We start from the raw sequence: 19653 nt of genomic DNA on the forward strand, positions 1-19653 counted from the left end.
AGGCGAAGCGAAGGGAGGACGCGCGCCAGTCTACCTGCCGCCGGCCATGATGTCATGCCCGCGCGGCCGGCCTCCCGATCGCTGCGCCTGTCTTACACCCGCGGCGGATCGGTCTCGCGCGCATACACCCGGTGCCGCATGATCGCCGCCTTGAAGGCCGCAAACGCCGCCGCCGGCTCCCCTGCTCCCAGGATCAGCCCCCAGTCCTCGCCGCCGTCCGGCAGCCGGGGCGGAATTCCCGCGGCCTGCAGCAGCCCGGCGCCATTGCCGAGCGCCAGGATCGGCTTCAGGTGCCGGTACTGCTCGCGCACGAATTCGAGGGCGCGGCCGTCGCGGCTCAGGGCCAGCATGGCGGCGTCGCCGGGAGGCAGGACCAGGGCGTCGTACATCACTGCCGGGCTGGTCTCCAGCGTGATCTCGACATCGAGGGGGTGCCCGCCCGTTGACTCGGCCTTGCCCAGGCGCTGGCCGACCAGGCGCGGCTGGGCGCCCTCCTTCAGCAGCGCCGCGTACAGCTCGCGCACCGTGTCGCCGTCGACGCCGGCCGCCACCAGGATCGCGATGCGGCGCGTGCGGATGCCGGTCTTGCCGGGCCGCGCCAGCAGCGACAGCGGCGGCGAGGGCTGGTAGTCCGGGACCGGCAGTTCGGTGGCGCGCGGCAGCGGCGCCGGCACGGCAATCCCCAGCTGGCTCGCCACCGCGCTGGCCAGCGCGGCGTCGATGTTCGCCAGCCCGGCGACGATCCGCTCGCGCACGGCCGGCGTCTGTACCCGCGTCAGTTCGAAGCGGTAGGCATTGACGATGTGCGCCTGTTCGACCGGGGTCTGGCTCTGCCAGAACAGGCGCGCCTGGCCATAGTGTTCGGCGAACAGCTCGGGCTTGCCGCGCACTTTGCTCCCTTCCACCGGTTCGGGATAGCTGTTGAAGCCGCGCGCTCCGGCCTGGAACGGGCAGCCGCCGGCCAGCGAATTCGGCTCGTAGTTCACGCGGCCGCGGTTGATGGCCTGGCGGTGGAAGCCGTCGCGCTGGTTGTTGTGCACCTGGGCGATGGGCGCGTTGATCGGAATCTCGTGGAAATTCGGGCCGCCCAGGCGCGTCAGCTGGGTGTCGACGTAGGAGTGGATGCGCCCCTGCAGCAACGGGTCGTTGGTGAAATCGATGCCGGGAATGACGTGGGCGGTGCAGAAGGCCACCTGCTCGGTCTCGGCGAAGAAGTTATCGGGATTGCGGTCCAGCACCAGGCGCCCGACGGTGCGGACGGGCACCAGTTCCTCGGGCACCAGCTTGGTGGCGTCGAGCACGTCGAACACGCCGAAGCTTGCCGCTTCCTGCTCGGTGAACACCTGCAGGCCGAGTTCCCATTCCGGGAAGTGGCCGGCTTCGATCGCTTCCCACAAGTCGCGGCGGTGGAAGTCGGGGTCGGCGCCGGCCAGCTTCACGGCTTCGTCCCACACCAGCGAATGGGTACCCTGCAGCGGCGTCCAGTGGAATTTCACGAAGCGCGATTCGCCGGCGGCGTTGATCAGGCGGAAGGTGTGCACGCCGAAGCCCTGCATCATGCGGTAGCTGCGCGGGATCGCGCGGTCGGACTCGACCCACATCTGCATGTGGAAGGTTTCCGGCGAGAGGCCGGCAAAATCATAGAAAGTGTCGTGGGCGCTGGACGCCTGCGGAATCTCGTGGTGCGGCTCGGGCTTCACCGAGTGGATCACGTCCGGAAATTTCATCGCATCCTGGATGAAGAAGACCGGAATGTTGTTGCCCACGAGGTCCCAGATGCCCTCCTCCGTATAGAACTTGGTGGCGAAGCCACGTACGTCGCGCACCGTATCGGCGGAGCCGCGCGAGCCAGCCACGGTGGAGAAGCGCACGAACACCGGCGTCTTCTTGCCGGCCTTGGAGAACGGCGCGGCGCGCGTGATCGGCGACAGGTCCTGGTAGCTCTCGAAGTAGCCATGCGCGCCCGAGCCGCGCGCATGCACGACGCGCTCGGGGATCCGCTCGTGGTCGAAATGGGTGATCTTTTCGCGGAAGATGAAGTCCTCCATCGCGGTCGGGCCGCGCAGGCCGATCTTCAGCGAATCCTGGTTGTCGCCCACCTTCACGCCCTGGTTGGTGGTGAGCGCACGGCCGCTGTCGTCCACGCGCACGCGGTCGAGCGGGCCATTCAGTGGGTTCTGGCCGATCTCCGGCGTGCCGTCGCCCACCTTCGGCGAGGCAATATCTTCCGTGGTGGTGCTGGCCGTGGCCAGCGGGGTCGAAGGTGTGTGGCGCGCGCCTTCGTGCGGTGGAATCGCGTCCTCGCCGTATTCGCGCGGCTTGGTCGGATTGAAGGGCATCTCGGCGGCCAGGGCCATGTCGGACACGACCTTTTCCAGCAAGCGCTCGCTTTCCGGGGTCTTGGCGCCCAGGCTGGTTGGCGGCTTCGCGTCCGCAGGGCCTGCAATGGTGCTGAGGATGGAGCCGGCGCCGTCGAGCGCCCCGTTCTTCTTGCGTGTGGCCATGGGTTACCTCATCAATTGATTGTCGGATAGACGGCGCACAAACCCCGCATCGGCCGATGTGTGACTTGCGGCAAGATGCGATGAAACGGCGGCGCTCAATTGACGAGTCTGCTTTTGGTGTTCGCCCTACTCCTTGATATCAATCAAGCGGAGTGATCGTGCGAACGGAACTGATAGGTGGGGTATAGGTCAGCCCGGCTGCGCAGTAGCCGGGTCGGCCAGCGGCAGCGTCACGGTAAAGGTGCTGCCGCGCCCTGTCCCGGCGCTGTCGGCGCGCACGCTGCCGCCCTGCATTTCGGTCAGGCGCTTGACCAGGGCCAGGCCCATGCCCAGGCCGCCTTCCGCGCGCTCCGGCGTCAGCGCGGCCTGGGTGAACATGTCGAACACGCGCGGCAGCAGCGCCGGCGCGATGCCGGCGCCGTTGTCCTGCACCGCGATCCGGGCCTGGCGCGCGTCCGCACGCAGGGTCACGCGCAGTTCCCCTCCCGGCGGCGTGTACTTGGCCGCGTTGTTCATCAGGTTGGCCAGCACCTGCACCAGGCGCTTGGCGTCGCCCAGCACCCAGACCGGCTGCACGTCGGCGTCGATGCGGCAGGCGTGGTTGCGGCGTTCGACCAGGGGCCGCACCTGCTCGTGGGCGGCGGCGATCACCGCCTGCAGGTCGACCGGCGCGCGCTCCAGCGCGATCTGGCCGCTGCGCACGCGCGACACGTCCATCAGGTCCTCGACCAGGGTCACCATGTGATCGACCTGGCGCTCGATGATGCCGCTCATGCGCCGCAATTGCTCGTCGTCGCTGGCGCCCACCCGGCCCAGCAGCTGGGCGGTGGCCTTGATCGGCGCCAGCGGGTTGCGCAGTTCGTGCGCCAGCGTGGCGAGGAAGACGTCCTTGCGCGCGTCGGCCTCGTGCAGTTCCTGCATGGTGCGGCGCAGCTCGGTCTCGGCGTGCTGGCGCGCGCGTTCGACCTCGTGCAGTTGCAGGCAGAGGCGCCAGATGATCACCGTGAACGCGACGATCGTGCCCCATACCAGCAGCGGCAAGGCGGTGCCGGGGTCGTACAGGCCGGCGTCCAGGGCGAGGGTGACGGCGATCCCGAGCAGCAGCGGCACGCCGATGGCCGCCAGCAGCAGGCGGCGCGCGATGCGGATCGCCGGCATGCCGTCGGTGACGGCGGCCATGATGCCAAGGCGCGGACGCAGGAACAGGATGCCCGCGGCCAGCGCCATGGCAGCGACCGTGGTCAGGATGCCGACGCCCTGGCCGGGCAGCACCTGGTACAGGAAGGTATCGCGGAAAAAATAGCCGCTGGCGTTCAGCAGCGAGACCAGGAACCCGCCCATCGCCAGCGCCTGCGCGGCGACCGTCCAGCGGCGCAGCACCATCAGCACCAGCGCCATGCCGAGCGCCGCGAACATCGTCGAGGTGAATGTCGACGACAGGCTGCCTGCGCCCTGGGAGCCGAACGCGTCGGCCAGCAGCGGCCCCACCGGCAGGCCGGTCAGGTGGCCAAGCAGCATCACCGCGGCCCCCAGCGCAACGGCCGCGCCGCTGGCAAGCGCCGCGAAGCGCAGCGGGCGCCGGCGTGCCTGGCAGGCCAGGCTGATGGCGGCGAGGAAGACCAGCGCCGCGCTCGCCGGCACCATCTTCGGCAGCGAAGGCCGGATCGAGATCAGGAGGGGTAGATCGAACAGCCAGCCGCCCGCATTCGCCAAAGCGATCGCGGCGCACAGCAGGGCGGCGGATTTGGGCACTACGGAACTGGAGATAATTCGATCCACTTTTGGAGGTCGTCGTTATGTGCCTGTCGGCGTGCCTGGGTGAAGCGCGTGCGCTGGGAGTCGGCTCGGCATTAATCCGTGCAATGTTATCAGCTTACTATTAAGCGATGCTGAAGGGGGCACGCCTTGCCTGCGGCTTTCCCGTATTGATGGGTTCTTTATTCTGTGCAGCGGCCTTTTTAGACCATCTTGATGGACGCGCCGATAAGCTGGCCGGGCTGTTTTGCTACGCCCGCCGGACCGTTCCGCCGGGTTTTAACGTCCGAAAGAGACCCATGAAGATCATCCTCCTGGCAGCCGCCTTGTCCACTGTTATGGCCGGCCTCGTCGGCGCCGCCCGTGCGGCCGATTCCCCCGACTTCACCCTGAGCGCGAATGCCGCCCTCACCTCCGACTACCGCTACCGCGGCATCTCGCAAACCCGCCTGCAGCCGGCCATCCAGCTCGGCGCCGACTACGCCGCGGCGTCCGGCTGGTATGCCGGCGCCTGGGCCTCGTCGATCACCTGGACCCGCGACGCCGGCGGCTCGGGCAGTATCGAAGCCGATGTGTATGGCGGCAGGCGCGGCGAGCTGGGCGGCGGCGTCAGCTACGACGCCGGCCTGCTCGGCTACGTCTACCCGTCGAACGGCTTGTCGAGGGTGAGCGGCTTCGACAACGCGAATAGCGCCGAAGCCTATGCCCAGCTTGGCTACGGCGTCGCCACCCTGAAGTACTCGCACAGCCTGACGAACCTGTTCGGCATCCCGGATTCGCACGGCAGCGGCTACCTCGACCTGAACCTGAACCTGGCCGCCGGCGACAAGACAACGATCAACCTGCACGCCGGGCGCCAGCGCGTGCGCCACGTGAGCGCCTCCAGCTACACCGACTGGAAGGCCGCCGTGGTTCACGACTTCGGCATCGCCAGCGTGACCCTGGCCGCCGTCGGCACGAATGCGGGCCGCAGCGCCTACGCTTCGCCGGCCGATGGCCGGTTCCTCGGCAAGCGCGCCGTGGTCCTGAGTATCGGCCGCACCTTCTGAGCCGTTTTTACATTTCCTTTACAGCGGCGGGCCGGGTCTTTACCCCATCTTGAGGCGGCCCGCCCTACGCTTGAAGAACAAGAACAACGTGAGGGTTTTTCCATGGATGTGATCTTTATTGCCGCCCTTGGCGGCTTCGCGGCGCTGTGCTGCGCCCTGGTTGCGCTGTGCACGCGCCTGGAGGCGAAATGAGCGGCCTGTATCTCGGGGCCGGCCTGCTGGCCGGCGCCCTGCTCGTCTACCTCGTCTACGCATTGCTGAAAGCGGAGGACCTGTGATGACGACCCAGTCCCTCCCGCTGCTCGCAGCCTTCCTCCTCGTGCTGCTGGCCCTGGCCTGGCCGGTGGGCCTGTACATGGCCCACGTGGCCGGCCGCGGCGCCGTGCCCGGCATGCGCTGGCTCGGCCTTGTCGAGCGCCTGCTCTACCGCGCCGCCGGCCCCGCCGCCGACCAGGACCAGGGCTGGCGCGCCTATGCCTTCGCCCTCCTGCTGTTCAATGCGGTGGGCGCCCTGTTCGTGTATGCCGTCCAGCGCCTGCAAGGCGCGCTGCCGCTGAACCCGCAATCCCTGCCTGCCGTGTCGGCCGATTCCTCGTTCAACACGGCGGTGAGCTTCGTTGCGAACACCAACTGGCAGGGTTACGGCAGCGAGCAGACCATGAGCTACCTGACCCAGATGCTGGCCCTGGCCGGGCAGAACTTCTTCTCCGCCGCCACCGGCATCGCAGTCGCGTTCGCGCTGATCCGTGCCTTCGGCGCCCGTTCGGCCGCGTCGATCGGGAATTTCTGGGCCGACCTCACCCGTTCCACGCTGTACGTGCTGCTGCCGCTGTCGCTACTGTTCGCGCTGTTCCTGGTGAGCCAGGGCGTGATCCAGAACTTCGACGCCTACCGGGAAGTGACGCTCGTCGACGCCAAGGCAGGCAGCGCCAGTCAGCTGCTGGCCATGGGCCCGGTCGCCTCGCAGGAAGCGATCAAGCTGCTCGGCACCAACGGCGGCGGCTTCTTCAACGCCAACTCGGCCCACCCCTTCGAGAACCCAACCACGCTGGCCAACTTCGCGCAGATGCTGGCGATCTTCCTGATCCCGGCGGCGCTGTGCTTCACCTTCGGCCGCGTGGTGGGCGACCGCCGCCAGGGCTGGGCCGTGCTGGCTGCCATGACGCTGCTGTTCGTGCTCGGCGCGGTGGCCGTCGCCGCCTTCGAGCAGCAGGCCAACCCGGTGCTGCAGGCGCTCGGCGTGGACCAGGCGGCCAGCAGCCTGCAGGCCGGCGGCAACATGGAAGGCAAGGAAGTACGCTTCGGCGTCGCCGCCAGCACCCTGTTCGCGGCCGTCACCACCGCCGCCTCCTGCGGCGCGGTGAACGCCATGCACGATTCCTTCATGCCCCTGGGCGGCATGGTGCCGCTGGTGCTGATGCAGCTGGGCGAAGTCGTGTTCGGCGGCGTCGGCTCGGGGCTGTACGGCATGCTGGTGTTCGCCATCCTGGCCGTGTTCGTGGCCGGCCTGATGATCGGGCGCACCCCGGAATACCTGGGCAAGAAGATCGGCGCCTATGAAATGAAGATGGCCGCGATCGTGATCCTGGCGGTGCCGACCCTGGTGCTGGCCGGGACCGCGGTGGCCGTGGTGCTTGATGCCGGCAAGGCCGGGCTGGCCAACCCCGGCGCCCACGGCTTCAGCGAAGTGCTGTACGCCTTCAGCTCGGCCGCCAACAACAACGGCAGTGCCTTTGCCGGGCTGTCGGCGAACACGCCCTTCTACAACACCATGCTGGCAATCGCCATGTGGTTCGGACGTTTTGCCGTGATCGTGCCGGTGCTGGCGATCGCCGGTTCGCTGGCCGCCAAGCAGAAGCTGAACGCGACTTCCGGCACCTTGCCGACCCACGGCCCGATGTTCGTGTTCCTGCTGGTGGCCATCGTGGTGCTGGTCGGGGTGCTGAACTACGTGCCCGCGCTCGCCCTCGGCCCTGTCGCCGAGCATATGCAGCTGTTCGCCCGCTGAATCCATCTGGAGTAAATCGATGTCCGCAATCCTGTCCCCAAGCCCCGCGGCCAAGCGCAGCCTGCGCCTGTTCGAATCGAGCCTGATCCTGCCGGCCGTGAAAGGCGCATTCGCCAAGCTCGACCCGCGCGTGCAGCTGCGCAGCCCCGTCATGTTCGTGGTCTACGCCGGCAGCATCCTCACGACCCTGCTGTTCATCCATTCCCTGGGCGGTGCCGGCGACGCGCCGTCCGGCTACATCCTGGCGATCGCCGTCTGGCTCTGGTTCACGGTGCTGTTCGCGAACTTTGCCGAAGCCCTGGCCGAAGGCCGCAGCAAGGCGCAGGCGGCCTCGCTGCGCGGTCTGAAGGTCGCCACCATGGCCAAGAAGCTGGACCAGCCGCGCCACGGCAGCAGCTGGCTGCCCCTGAGCGCGGCCGACCTGCGCAAAGGGAACGTGATCCTGGTCGAAGCCGGCGACGTGATCCCGATCGACGGCGAAGCGATCGAAGGCATCGCCTCGGTCGACGAAAGCGCGATCACCGGCGAATCCGCCCCGGTGATCCGCGAGGCCGGCGGCGACTTCTGCGCCGTCACAGGCGGCACCCGCGTGCTGTCGGACTGGCTGGTGGTGCGCGTCAGCGCCAACCCCGGCGAGACCTTCCTCGACCGCATGATCGCCATGGTTGAAGGCGCCCAGCGCCGCAAGACGCCGAACGAAATCGCGCTCACCATCCTGCTGGTGGCGCTGACCATCGTGTTCCTGGTGGTGACGGTGAGCCTGCTGCCGTTCTCGATCTTCGCCGTGGAGGCTGCCGGCAGCGGTGCGCCGGTGTCGGTGACGACCCTGGTGGCCCTGCTGGTCTGCCTGATCCCGACCACCATCGGCGGCCTGCTGTCCGCCATCGGCGTGGCCGGCATGAGCCGCATGATGGGCGCGAACGTCATTGCCACCTCGGGCCGCGCGGTGGAAGCGGCCGGCGACGTCGACGTGCTGCTGCTCGATAAAACCGGCACCATCACCCTCGGCAACCGCCAGGCCAGCGACTTCCTGCCGGCGCCCGGCGTGACCGAACCGCAGCTGGCCGACGTGGCGCAACTGGCCTCGCTGGCCGATGAAACCCCGGAAGGCCGCAGTATCGTGGTGCTGGCCAAGACCCGCTTCGCCATGCGCGAACGCGAGCTGGCGTCGCTCGGCGCCCATTTCGTGCCCTTCACCGCCCAGACCCGCATGAGCGGCGTCGACATCGCGGCCGACGGAACCACGCGCGTGATCCGCAAGGGCGCCGCCAGCGCCGTGCGCAAGCACGTCGAGGCGCTCGGCGGCACCTGGCCGGAGGCCGTGGCGCGCGCCGTGGACGATGCGGCGCGGCGCGGCAGCACGCCGCTGGCCGTGTCCGACGGCGCCCGCGTTCTCGGCGTGGTCGAGCTGAAGGACGTGGTGAAAGGCGGCATCCGCGAACGCTTCGGTTCGCTGCGCCGCATGGGCATCGAGACCGTGATGATCACCGGCGACAACCGGCTCACCGCGGCGGCGATCGCGGCCGAAGCCGGCGTCGACGACTTCCTGGCCGACGCCACGCCCGAGGACAAGCTGGCCCTGATCCGCCGCTACCAGAGCGAAGGCCGCCTGGTGGCAATGACCGGCGATGGCACCAACGACGCCCCGGCGCTGGCCCAGGCCGACGTGGCGGTGGCCATGAACTCGGGTACGCAGGCGGCCAAGGAGGCCGGCAACATGGTCGACCTGGATTCGAACCCGACCAAGCTGCTGGAGATCGTCGAGATCGGCAAGCAGATGCTGATGACGCGCGGCTCGCTCACCACCTTCTCGATCGCCAACGACATCGCCAAGTACTTCGCCATCATCCCGGCCGCGTTTGTCGGCGTGTATCCGCAACTGGCCGCGCTCGACATCATGGGCCTGCACAGTGCTTCGTCCGCGATCCTGTCGGCGGTGATCTTCAACGCCCTGATCATCGTGTTCCTGATTCCGCTGGCGTTGAGGGGCGTCGCCTACCGCCCGATCGGCGCCACTGCCCTCCTGCGCCGCAACCTGCTGGTGTACGGCGTGGGCGGCCTGCTGCTGCCGTTTGCCGGCATCAAGGCCATCGACATGCTGCTCGTTCTCTTCAACCTCGCCTGATCCGGAAACATCATGAAAAATGCCATTCGTCCCGCCCTCGCCGTATTCGCGGCCCTCACCCTGCTGTGCGGCCTGGCCTACCCGCTGGCCGTGACAGGCCTGGCGCAGCTGATCATGCCGCGGCAGGCCAACGGCAGCCTGGTCGAACACGACGGCAAGGTCGTCGGTTCGCAGCTGATCGGCCAGTCGTTCACCTCGCCGCGCTACTTCTGGGGCCGGCCGTCGGCCACGGCGCCTACGCCGAATAATGCCGCCGGTTCCTCGGGCGCCAACCAGGGTCCGAGCAATCCTGCCCTGAAGGAGGCGGTGGCAGGCCGCATCGCCGCCCTGCGTGCAGCCGATCCGAATAATCGCGACGCCATTCCGGTCGACCTGGTCGCCGCCTCGGCCAGCGGCCTCGACCCGCACATCAGCCCCGCCGCGGCGCTGTACCAGGTCAACCGGGTAGCCGCCGCGCGCGGTTTCCCGCGCGAGCGCGTGCTGGGCCTGGTCGAAGCGCATACCGAGCTTCCCTGGCTGGGCCTGTTCGGCGAAGCGCGGGTCCATGTACTGGCCCTGAATCTGGCATTGGACGAGCAGATGCCGCATACTCGCTGACATGAAAGCTGACGTGATGAGCCGACCCGACCCCGACGCCGTGCTGGCCCAGGTGCGCGCCCAGGAAAAACGCGACGCGCGCGGCAGCCTGCGCATCTATGTCGGGGCGTCGGCGGGCGTCGGCAAGACCTATGCGATGCTGCTCGAGGCGCGCAAGCTGGCGGCAAGCGGCGCGGACGTGCTGGCCGGCGTGGTCGAGACACACGGGCGCCAGGACACCGCCGCCCTGCTCGCCGGCCTCGACCTGCTGCCGGCGCGCAGCCTGCCCTACCGCGGCCGCGACCTGCCCGAGTTCGACCTCGACGCCGCCCTGGCGCGCCGGCCGGCGCTGGTCCTGGTCGACGAACTGGCCCATTCGAACGTGCCCGGCTCGCGCCACCCGAAGCGCTGGCAGGACGTCGAGGAGCTGCTCGCGGCCGGCATCGACGTCTTCACTACCCTCAACGTGCAGCACCTGGAGAGCCTGAACGACGTCGTTGCCGGCATCGCCGGCGTGAAGGTGGCCGAGACCGTGCCCGACAGCGTGTTCGATGGCGCCGACGAAGTCGTGCTGGTCGACGTGCCGGCCGACGAACTGCTGGCGCGCCTGAAGGCCGGCAAGGTCTACCAGGGCGCCCAGGCCGAGCGGGCGTCGAACAACTTCTTCCGCAAGGGGAATCTGATCGCGCTGCGCGAACTGGCCCTGCGCCGCACGGCCGAGCGTATCGGCGACGACGTGCGCGCCTACCGCGTCGAGCAGGCCATCGCGCCGGTGTGGAAGACCGACGGCGCCCTGCTGGCCTGCGTCGGGCCAAGGGATAACTCCGAGCACGTGGTGCGCAACTGCGCGCGCCTGGCCGGCCAGCTCGATTGCGCCTGGCATGCGGTGTACGTCGAAACGCCCGCATTGCAGCGCTTGTCGGATGCGCGCCGCGAAGCCACGCTGGGCGTCCTGAAACTGGCCCAGGAACTGGGCGCCACCACGGCCGTGCTGCCGGACGCCGAGCCGGCCCAGGCGCTGCTGGCCTATGCGCGCTCGCACAACCTGCAGCGCCTGGTGCTGGGCCGCCGGCATGGGCAGCGGCTGCGCCTGTCCCGGCCGCTGCACGCCAGGCTGTCGCGGCTCGCGCCCGACATCGACCTGCTCGAAGTCGGCGCCGGCGCCGCCACCCGGCCGCGCGCCGCGCAGGAGTCCCCGGGCGCCGAGTCGACCCACCCGAACCGGCTGCGCTATCTGTGGGCTGGACTCATCGGCCTGGGCGCGGCGCTGCTGTTCTCGCCGCTATCGAACTGGCTGGACCTGGCCAACATCGCCATGCTGTTCCTGCTGGTCGTGCTGCTGGTGGCGGTGCGCTTCGGGCGCGGCCCCTCGGTGCTGGCCACCTGCGTCTGCGTGGCCGGCTTCGACTTCTTCTTCGTCCCGCCGCGCTACAACTTCGCGGTGAGCGACGTGCAGTACCTGATCACCTTCGGCGTGATGCTGGCCGTGGGCCTGATTACCGGCCAGCTGACGGCCGGACTGCGCTTCCAGGCCCAGGTCGCGCGCCGGCGCGAGGCGCGCGCCCATTCGCTCTACGAATTCGCGCGCGAACTCTCTGGCGCGCTGCAGAACGAGCAGGTGCTGGAGTCGACCCGCGCCGCCATCGCCGGCGCCTTCGGTGCGCGCGCCGTGCTGCTGCTGCCGGATGCGGATGGCAAGCTGGTGTCCGGTCACGACGATCTGGCCGGCCTGGACGCCGGCGTCGCCCAATGGGCCTTCGACCATGCCAGCCCGGCCGGCCACGGCACCCACACCTTGCCGGGCAGCCCGCTGTTCTATTTGCCTCTGGTGGCGCCGATGCGCACGCGCGGCGTGCTGGCCATCGCGCCCGACGGCGGACGCTGGCTGCCGCTGCCGGAACAGCGCCAGCAGCTCGATACCTATGCGGCGCTGGCCGCGATCGCGCTGGAACGCGTGCACTACATCGAGGTGGCACAGGCCGCGCTGGTGAGCATGGAGTCCGAGCGCCTGCGCAATTCGCTGCTGGCAGCGCTGTCGCACGACTTGCGTACGCCGCTCACCAGCCTGGTCGGTTTGTCGGAATCGCTGCTGCGCGCCGAGCCGCCGCTGGCCGCGAACGAGCGCGAGACGGCCGCCGCCCTGCACGAGGAAGCGCGGCGGCTGGCGACGATGGTCGCCAATTTGCTCGACATGGCGCGCATCGAAAGCGGCGCCGTGCGCCTGAACCGGCAATGGCAGGCGCTGGAAGAAACCGTTGGCAGCGCCTTGCGTCCGCTGCGCCAGGCGCTGGGCGCGCGCAGCATCCGCACGCGCATCCCGGCCGACCTGCCGCTACTGCACTTCGACGCCGTGCTGCTGGAACGGGTGCTGTCGAACCTGCTGGAGAATGCGGCAAAATACACGCCCCCTGGCAGCACCATCACGATTGCGGCGAGCGCGCGCGAAGACCGGGTCGACGTCAGCGTCAGCGACGATGGCCCCGGCCTGCCGCCGGGCCGCGAGGAAGCGCTGTTCGAAAAATTTGCGCGCGGCCAGCAGGAGTCCGCCTTGCCGGGCGTGGGCCTGGGGCTGGCGATCTGCCGCGCCATCGTCGAGGCGCACGGCGGCAAGATCACGGCAGGCCAGGCGCCGGAGGGCGGCGCGATGATCACCTTCTCGCTGCCGCGCGGCACGCCGCCGGCGCTGCCCGACATGCATCATCTGGAGAACGAAGTCCATGAATGAACCACGCCCCACCGCCCTGCTGGTGGAAGACGAACCGCAGATCCGCCGTTTCGTGCGCGCCGCCCTGGAGCAGGAAGGCTGGCAGGTGCACGAGGCGGGCGAGCTGAAACGCGCCCTGATCGACGCCGGCACGCGCCGCCCCGACCTGGTCGTGCTCGACCTCGGCCTGCCCGATGGCGACGGCGTCGATTTCATCCAGGACGTGCGCAAGTGGTCGGGCATGCCGATCATCGTGCTGTCGGCGCGCGATGCCGAGCAGGCCAAGATCCGCGCGCTCGATGCCGGCGCCGACGACTATCTGACCAAGCCCTTCGGCACGGGCGAGCTGCTGGCGCGCATCCGGGCGACCTTGCGCCGCCAACGCCAGCCGGAAACGGCGGATGCCACCGTGCGTTTCGGTGAGATCGCGGTCGATCTGGTCGAGCGCATCGTCACGAAGAACGGCAGCCGCGTGCACCTGACGCCGACTGAGTTCAAGCTGCTGTCGACCCTGGTGGCGAATGCGGGCAAGGTGATGACCAATCCGCAGCTGCTGCGCGCGGTGTGGGGACCGTCGAACGGGGAAAACGGCCACTATTTGCGGGTGTACATGGGCCACCTGCGCCACAAGCTGGAAGACGAGCCGGCCCAGCCGCGGCACCTGATTACCGAGACGGCGGTCGGCTATCGGCTGGTGCTGGTCCCCTGATGTGGCCCGGCGGTTTACAATACGGCCGCAATCAGAACACGAGGCCGTAATGAAAGTATTGAAGGTTCCGTACGCGGAAAAAGACGAAGCCAAGGCGCTGGGCGCGCGCTGGAATCCCACCCGCAAGAGCTGGTATGTGCCGGACGGCGTGGCGGTGGAGCCGTTTGCGAAGTGGCTGGCGGGTGGCGGTGAGGCTGGCGGCGAGCCGTCGTCGCGCGATGCGCGTGCGGCCAAGCCGGTGGTCGGTTCGAAGTACGTCGAGCTGGCCCACGCCTGCAATCCGTTCGAGGAATGCGCCGAGTGCAGGCCGAAGCTGATCGACAGTGGGTGGCTGGAAGCGCACCAGGCCGTGCGCAAGATGCTGGCCGCGCTTTAATTCGTAGGGTGGTCGGCTATGCCGTCCACGCGTCGATCGCTGCGGGCTCCGATTTCGTGTCGGACGATCTCGCAGCAAACGATCGACGCGTGGACGGGGAACCCGCCTCTCGTGGCCCGGTCCACCCTACTTGACGCGCTGCTTTTCCAGCTTGCGCGCCAGCGTCCTGCGGTGCATCCCAAGCCGCCGCGCGGCTTCCGAGATATTGAAATCCGTCTCCGCCAGCACCGCGTGGATATGCTCCCACTCCAGCGTCTTGATCGACGTCGAGCGGTTCGTCACCTCGACATCCGTGCTCCCCGCCACGTGCCCGAAGGCGGCCTCGATATCGTCGGTATTCGACGGCTTGGCCAGGTACTGGCAAGCCCCCAGCTTGATCGCCTCGACCGCGGTGCCGATGCTGGCAAACCCGGTCAGCACCACGATCAGCATTTCCGGATCGTGCGCATGCAGCATCTGCACGCAGGACAGGCCCGACGCATTCCCTTTCAATTTGAGGTCGACCACCGCATAGCCCGGGTCGTGCTCGCGCAGGATCTCGGCGGCCTCTTCATACCCGGGCGCGTGCAGGACCTTGTAGCCGCGCCGCTCGAAGGAACGCCCGAGCGTGCGTGCAAAGGCTTCGTCGTCCTCGACGATCAACAGGACTGGCGTCTCAGGCATGTTCGCCCTCCCCGGCCAGGCGAATCGCTTCCAGTGGAATCGTCAACTTCACTTCCGCACCACCCTCTTCTCTATTCCGCGCCACCACCGCGCCACCCAGGGTGCGCGCCACGTTCACCACCAGGAACAGGCCCAGGCCGCCACCCGAGCGCCCCTTGGTGCTCTGGTAGGGTTTGCCGAACTGGGCCAGCACGGATGAAGGGAAGCCTGGCCCACGGTCGGTGACCACCACGCACAGGTGATCGTCCTCGACGCTCGCGCTCATGCCCACCCAGCCGGTCGGCGAGGCTTCCAGCGCGTTGTCGAGCAGGTTGTCGACGGTCTGCTTCAGGGCCGAGTCAAAGGCGACCGGCATGTCGTCGACGATCGAATTCTCGTACACGAAATCTTTTACAGGCCGGCTGTCTTCCCACTCTTCGGCCAGTCCGTCGAGGAAAGTATGGATGGTCGTGCGCACCGCCGACTCGCCGCGCGCCTTGCCGGCCGAGAGCAAAATCCCGCTGACGATCGATTTGCAGCGCTGGAGCTGGGTCTGCATCTCGCCGATTTCTTCCAGCAGGTCCGGGCTGTTGCGGAATTCCGGCATGCGCTTCCAGTCGCCCAGGATCACCGACAGGGTCGCCAGCGGCGTGCCGAGTTCGTGCGCCGCGCCCGAGGCCAGCAGCCCCATGCGCACGATATGGTCTTCTTCTGCCGCACGCTGGCGCAATTCTGCCAGCTGGGCCGCCTTGGCCCTGACTGTGCCGCTGATGCGCGACACGAAAATGACGAGTAGCGCCGCGTTCAGCGCGAAGCAGATCAGCATGCCCTGCACGTACAGGCTGGCGATGCCGCGCGCATGGTCGAACGGCAGCGCCAGCGGCTGGGCGTACACGGCCAGCGCGCCGAGGCAGGCGATGGTGATGGCGACGATGGTCCAGGTCGACCAGGCCTCCAGCAGCACGGCCGAGATGATGATCTGCAGCAGGTAGAGGAAGGCGAAGGGATTGGTGGTGCCGCCCGAGAGATACAGCTGGACGGTGAGCGTGGCCACGTCCACCAGCAGCGCCATGAACAGTTCGCTGTTGGCCACCGGCCGCCGCTCGTGCCAGCGCAGGTGGCTGGCGATGTTAAAGGCGATCAGGCAGGCCAGCACCTGCAGCATGTGCACCAGCGGCAGGTTGATGTCGAAGATGAGGATCGCGCCGGCGATGGTCGTGACTTGCCCGATGACCGCAATCCAGCGCAGCTCGATGAGCTGCAGCATGTTCTTGTGGCCGGCGGCGTATTCGACGTGGGCTTCTTCGGCAGAAGCGATCGAAGGCGTTATTCTTGTTAGTAGATCAAACTTTACTGCCATTGTTGCGCGACCGAGCGGTCTCTCCTTTACCCAAGCGCGCAATATACCACCACGCGCCCATCACCATCAAAGCCAATGCATACCAGGTACCGGCATACACGAGATGGTTGTTCGGGAAGGAGATGACGGTCAGGCCGCCAACGGGCTGGTCGGGCGCGCCAGCGGGCTCTTGCCCCTTGGCTGCGTCGACGAAGTACGGAGCAACATTGGTCAAGCCGCGCGCGGCGGCGATGCCGGCCACGTCGCGCGAGAACCAGCGGTTGCGCGCCGGGTCGTTTTCGCGCAGGAAGCCGCCGCCGGGTTCGGCGATGCGCAGCAAACCGGTGAGCGTATGCGGCGCATCGGCAGCGGCGGCGCAGGCATCGGCGGAAGCACGGCGCCCCGGGAAGCGCGCAGCGGTGTTGCCGGTAGAAGCGATGAAGCCGCGGTTCACCAGGACGATGGAACCGTCGGTCGTGCAGAAAGGCGTGAGCAGCCAGAAGCCGGCGCCGAGGTCGGACACCGCCTGGACAGGCGTCGTGAATTCGTAGAGGAAGTGCCCGGCGAGACGTACGTGCCGGTATTCGTCGGATTCTTTGGAGACTTGCGCCCAGCGCTCAGAAGGAGGCGGAGCGATTGGAGCCGCATGCACACGCGACTCCACCCGTTCGATCAGGGCCAGTTTCCATTGCAGGCGTACCACCTGCCAGGTTCCCAGCCCTGCGAACAGCACGATCAGGAGCAGCCCGAGGATCGCGAGGATCACTCGCACGAAACTACGCCGCGGAGCGGCTGCTGCCGGATCGTGCCTCGACATTATTGCATGTCGTGGTTACCGTGGCCGGTCACGGCCGCGGCGTCGCCCATGCCGGGCATCATGTTGGCGTTCATGTGGTGCATGACCCAGATCGAGCCCGAGAGCACGATCACCAGCAGGACGATGGTGAGGATCAGCGCCATCATGTTCCAGCCGCCTTCCGACTTCGAGTTCATGTGCAGGAAGTAAATCATGTGCACGATGAGCTGGACGCCGGCGAAGCCGAGGATGACGAACTTGGTGGTCGACGGATCGAGCACGTTGCCCATTACCAGCCAGAACGGGATGACGGTCAGGATCACGGCCAGCACGAAGCCGGTCGTGTAGTCCTTCAGGCTGTAATGCACGCCAGGGTGGTCGCCGTGGGTGTGGCCGTGCAGCGCGTCATGGCCATGGTCGTGGTGTTGGTTGCTCATGGCAGCACTCCCATCAGGTAGACAAAGGTGAAGACGAAGATCCAGACGACGTCCAGGAAGTGCCAGAACAGCGACAGGCACGACAGGCGGCGCATGTTCTCGACGTTCAGGCCGTGCTTGCCCAGCTGGACCATCAGGACGACCAGCCACACGATACCGAACAGCACGTGCAGGCCGTGGGTGCCGACCAGCGAGAAGAAGGCGGTCAGGAAGCCGCTGCGCGACGGGCCGGCGCCTTCGTGGATCAGGTGATAGAACTCGTACAGTTCCAGGCCCAGGAAGCACAGGCCCAGCAGGCCGGTGATGCCCAGCCAGAGCTGGGCCGAACCCAGCTTCTTGGCCTGCGCCGCGATCATCGCGAAGCCGAAGGTGATCGACGACACCAGCAGGAAGCCGGTATTGATCGCCACCAGCGGCAGGTCGAACAGCTCGGCGCCCGACGGGCCGCCCGCGAAGTTACGGCCCAGCACTGCATAGGCCGCGAAGAGCGATGCGAACAGCAGGCAGTCGCTCATCAGGTAGATCCAGAAACCGAGCAAGGTGCCCTGTTCCGGGTGATGCTCGCGCACGTGGTATTCGCGCACGGCATTGGCGCCGCCAGCGGCGCCTGGGAAGGTTGCGTTGGTGTTAGACATGGGCTTCCAGCAGTTTAGTACGCTCATTCTCGGTACGGGTCACTTCTTCGGCCGAGATGTAGTAGTCACGCTTGTAGTTGAAGGTGTGGACGACGATCGCCACCATCATCGCGATGAACGCGAGACCGGTCAGCAGCCACATGTGCCAGATAATGGCGAAGCCGATCACCATGGCGATGGCCGAGATCACGAAGCCAGCCCAGGTGTTCTTCGGCATGTGGATGGACACGTAGTCGTTCAGCGGACGCTTCCAGCCGGCTTTCTTCATGTCGGCGAAGGTGTCGTTGTCGTACACCACCGGGGTGAAGGCGAAGTTGTAGTCTGGCGGTGGCGACGAGGTCGACCATTCCAGGGTACGGCCATCCCATGGGTCGCCGGTGACGTCACGCAGTTGCTTGCGGTTTTTCCAGGTCATGAAGAACTGCATCAGCAGCGCGCCGATACCGCCGGCAATCATCAGGGTACCCACGAACGAGATCTGGAACAGCCATTGCAGTTCAGGATCTTCGAAGTGGCTCATGCGGCGGGTCACGCCCATGAAGCCCAGGATGTACGGTGGCGTGAACGCAACCCAGAAGCCGATCGACCAGAGCCAGAACGACACCTTGCCCCAGAACTCGTTCAGCTTGTAGCCGAAGGCTTTCGGGAACCAGTAGTTGATACCTGCGAACAGGCCGAACACCACGCCGCCGATGATGACGTTGTGGAAGTGGGCGATCAGGAACAGCGAGTTGTGCAGCACGAAGTCGGCCGCAGGGATCGCCAGCATCACGCCGGTCATGCCGCCGATGGTGAAGGTCAGCATGAACGAAATCGTCCACATCATCGGCAGTTCGAAGCGGATACGGCCGCGGTACATCGTGAACAGCCAGTTGAAGATCTTCGCGCCCGTCGGGATCGAGATGATCATCGTCGTGATACCGAAGAACGAGTTGACGCTCGCGCCGCTACCCATGGTGAAGAAGTGGTGCAGCCAGACCAGGTAGGACAGGACCATGATGACGCAGGTTGCGTACACCATCGAGGTGTAGCCGAACAGGCGCTTGCCCGAGAAGGTCGAGACGACTTCCGAGAAGATACCAAAGGCCGGCAGGATCAGGATGTAGACCTCAGGGTGGCCCCAGATCCAGATCAGGTTCACGTACAGCATGGCGTTGCCGCCGCGGTCGTTCGTGAAGAAGGCGGTGTCGAACAGGCGGTCCATGCCCAGCATGGCCAGCGTGGCGGTCAGGATCGGGAAGGTGACCACGATCAGGATGTTGGTGCACAGCGAGGTCCAGGTGAAGACTGGCATCTTCATCATGTCCATGCCTGGCGCGCGCATCTTGACGATGGTGACGATCAGGTTAACGCCGGACAGCAAGGTACCTACCCCGGCCACCTGCAGCGCCCAGATATAGTAGTCGACCCCGACACCCGGACTTGCCAGGATGCCCGACAGCGGCGGATAGGCCAGCCAGCCGGTACGCGCGAATTCGCCGACGAACAGCGAGGCCATCACCAGCACCGCGCCCATGGCCGTCATCCAGAACGAGAAGTTGTTCAGGAACGGGAAGGCCACGTCGCGCGCGCCGATCTGCAGTGGCACCACGTAGTTCATCAGGCCGGTAATGAGCGGCATCGCCACGAAGAAGATCATGATCACGCCGTGGGCGGTGAAGACCTGGTCGTAGTGGTGCGGCGGCAGGAAGCCGGCGTTCTCGCCGAACGAGAGCGCCTGCTGGGCGCGCATCATCAGTGCGTCGGCGAAGCCGCGCAGCAGCATGACAATACCGAGCACCATGTACATGATGCCGATTTTCTTGTGGTCGATGCTGGTGAACCAGTCGTTCCACAGTTTGCCCCACAGGCGGAAGTAGGTGATCAGGCCGAGAAGGGCCGCACCACCGACGAGCACGCCTGCGAAGGTAGCGAGCAGGATGGGCTCATGGAAGGGAATCGCGTCCCAGCTGAGCCGTCCGAAGATAAGCTTCGTCAAGTCAAATGAGTCTTGCATGG

At 67.1% G+C, this 19653-nt stretch carries 16 protein-coding genes; 8 read left to right on the top strand and 8 right to left on the bottom strand.

Annotation, left to right across the window (positions count from 1 at the left end; genetic code table 11):
* Positions 1-92: 92 nt before the first annotated feature.
* Together LK540_RS03780 and LK540_RS25305 are read right to left on the bottom strand one after the other, a co-directional pair.
* Positions 93-2504 carry a catalase gene (locus LK540_RS03780; RefSeq protein ID WP_229435690.1) on the bottom strand — a complete coding sequence of 804 codons (2412 nt, stop codon included), beginning with the start codon at positions 2502-2504 and terminating at the stop codon, positions 93-95.
* 189 nt (positions 2505-2693) lie between these two features.
* On the bottom strand, positions 2694-4256 hold the full coding sequence (locus tag LK540_RS25305; RefSeq protein ID WP_229435691.1) for a HAMP domain-containing sensor histidine kinase: 1563 nt from the start codon (positions 4254-4256) through the stop codon (positions 2694-2696).
* Between the two features lie 302 nt (positions 4257-4558).
* Here LK540_RS25305 and LK540_RS03790 point away from each other — a divergent pair, with 302 nt between their 5' ends.
* The 8 genes from LK540_RS03790 (at position 4559) to LK540_RS03825 (ending at position 13806) form a co-directional block, all read left to right on the top strand.
* The gene (locus LK540_RS03790; RefSeq protein ID WP_229435692.1) at positions 4559-5308 is read left to right on the top strand and encodes a TorF family putative porin; all 750 of its coding nucleotides are present in this window, start codon (positions 4559-4561) and stop codon (positions 5306-5308) included.
* A gap of 188 nt (positions 5309-5496) precedes the next feature.
* Complete coding sequence (locus LK540_RS03795) at positions 5497-5586, top strand: potassium-transporting ATPase subunit F (RefSeq protein WP_229435693.1); 90 nt, start codon at positions 5497-5499, stop codon at positions 5584-5586.
* The gene (gene kdpA / locus LK540_RS03800; protein ID WP_229435694.1) at positions 5586-7316 is read left to right on the top strand and encodes a potassium-transporting ATPase subunit KdpA; all 1731 of its coding nucleotides are present in this window, start codon (positions 5586-5588) and stop codon (positions 7314-7316) included. Before LK540_RS03795 ends, kdpA begins: the two co-directional genes overlap by 1 nt.
* Before the next feature lie 19 nt (positions 7317-7335).
* The gene (kdpB, locus tag LK540_RS03805) at positions 7336-9441 is read left to right on the top strand and encodes a potassium-transporting ATPase subunit KdpB (protein ID WP_229435695.1); all 2106 of its coding nucleotides are present in this window, start codon (positions 7336-7338) and stop codon (positions 9439-9441) included.
* 12 nt (positions 9442-9453) lie between these two features.
* Entirely contained in the window at positions 9454-10038 is a 585-nt protein-coding gene (kdpC, locus tag LK540_RS03810) for a potassium-transporting ATPase subunit KdpC (protein WP_229435696.1), read from the top strand.
* 16 nt (positions 10039-10054) lie between these two features.
* Positions 10055-12742 carry a DUF4118 domain-containing protein gene (locus LK540_RS03815; protein WP_229435697.1) on the top strand — a complete coding sequence of 896 codons (2688 nt, stop codon included), beginning with the start codon at positions 10055-10057 and terminating at the stop codon, positions 12740-12742.
* Positions 12735-13430, top strand: a complete 696-nt coding sequence (kdpE, locus tag LK540_RS03820) for a two-component system response regulator KdpE (protein WP_229435698.1) — start codon at positions 12735-12737, stop codon at positions 13428-13430. The genes LK540_RS03815 and kdpE overlap by 8 nt, the downstream gene beginning before the upstream one ends.
* A gap of 49 nt (positions 13431-13479) precedes the next feature.
* Positions 13480-13806: a DUF5710 domain-containing protein gene (locus LK540_RS03825; protein WP_229435699.1), complete on the top strand. Its 327-nt coding sequence runs from the start codon at positions 13480-13482 to the stop codon at positions 13804-13806.
* 126 nt (positions 13807-13932) lie between these two features.
* Here the strand turns inward: LK540_RS03825 and LK540_RS03830 are convergent, their stop codons facing one another.
* Genes LK540_RS03830 through cyoB form a run of 6 tightly spaced genes read right to left on the bottom strand, consistent with a single transcriptional unit; the run spans position 13933 to position 19651 of the window.
* Positions 13933-14469, bottom strand: coding sequence for a response regulator transcription factor (locus LK540_RS03830; protein ID WP_229435700.1), 537 nt, complete (start codon positions 14467-14469; stop codon positions 13933-13935).
* Positions 14462-15808, bottom strand: a complete 1347-nt coding sequence (locus LK540_RS03835) for an ATP-binding protein (protein WP_229435701.1) — start codon at positions 15806-15808, stop codon at positions 14462-14464. Before LK540_RS03835 ends, LK540_RS03830 begins: the two co-directional genes overlap by 8 nt.
* A complete protein-coding gene (locus LK540_RS03840) occupies positions 15792-16604 on the bottom strand; it encodes an SURF1 family protein (RefSeq protein ID WP_229435702.1) in 813 nt (270 codons plus the stop codon). Before LK540_RS03840 ends, LK540_RS03835 begins: the two co-directional genes overlap by 17 nt.
* Positions 16604-17020 (bottom strand): cytochrome o ubiquinol oxidase subunit IV, encoded by a 417-nt coding sequence (gene cyoD / locus LK540_RS03845; protein WP_229435703.1) that lies wholly within the window; start codon positions 17018-17020, stop codon positions 16604-16606. The genes LK540_RS03840 and cyoD overlap by 1 nt, the downstream gene beginning before the upstream one ends.
* Entirely contained in the window at positions 17017-17655 is a 639-nt protein-coding gene (cyoC, locus tag LK540_RS03850; RefSeq protein WP_229435704.1) for a cytochrome o ubiquinol oxidase subunit III, read from the bottom strand. Before cyoC ends, cyoD begins: the two co-directional genes overlap by 4 nt.
* Positions 17648-19651 carry a cytochrome o ubiquinol oxidase subunit I gene (gene cyoB / locus LK540_RS03855; protein ID WP_229435705.1) on the bottom strand — a complete coding sequence of 668 codons (2004 nt, stop codon included), beginning with the start codon at positions 19649-19651 and terminating at the stop codon, positions 17648-17650. The genes cyoC and cyoB overlap by 8 nt, the downstream gene beginning before the upstream one ends.
* Positions 19652-19653 lie beyond the last annotated feature (2 nt).

It is taken from the genome of Massilia sp. IC2-278, from assembly GCF_020708045.1.
Classification (GTDB): Bacteria; Pseudomonadota; Gammaproteobacteria; order Burkholderiales; family Burkholderiaceae_D; genus Telluria.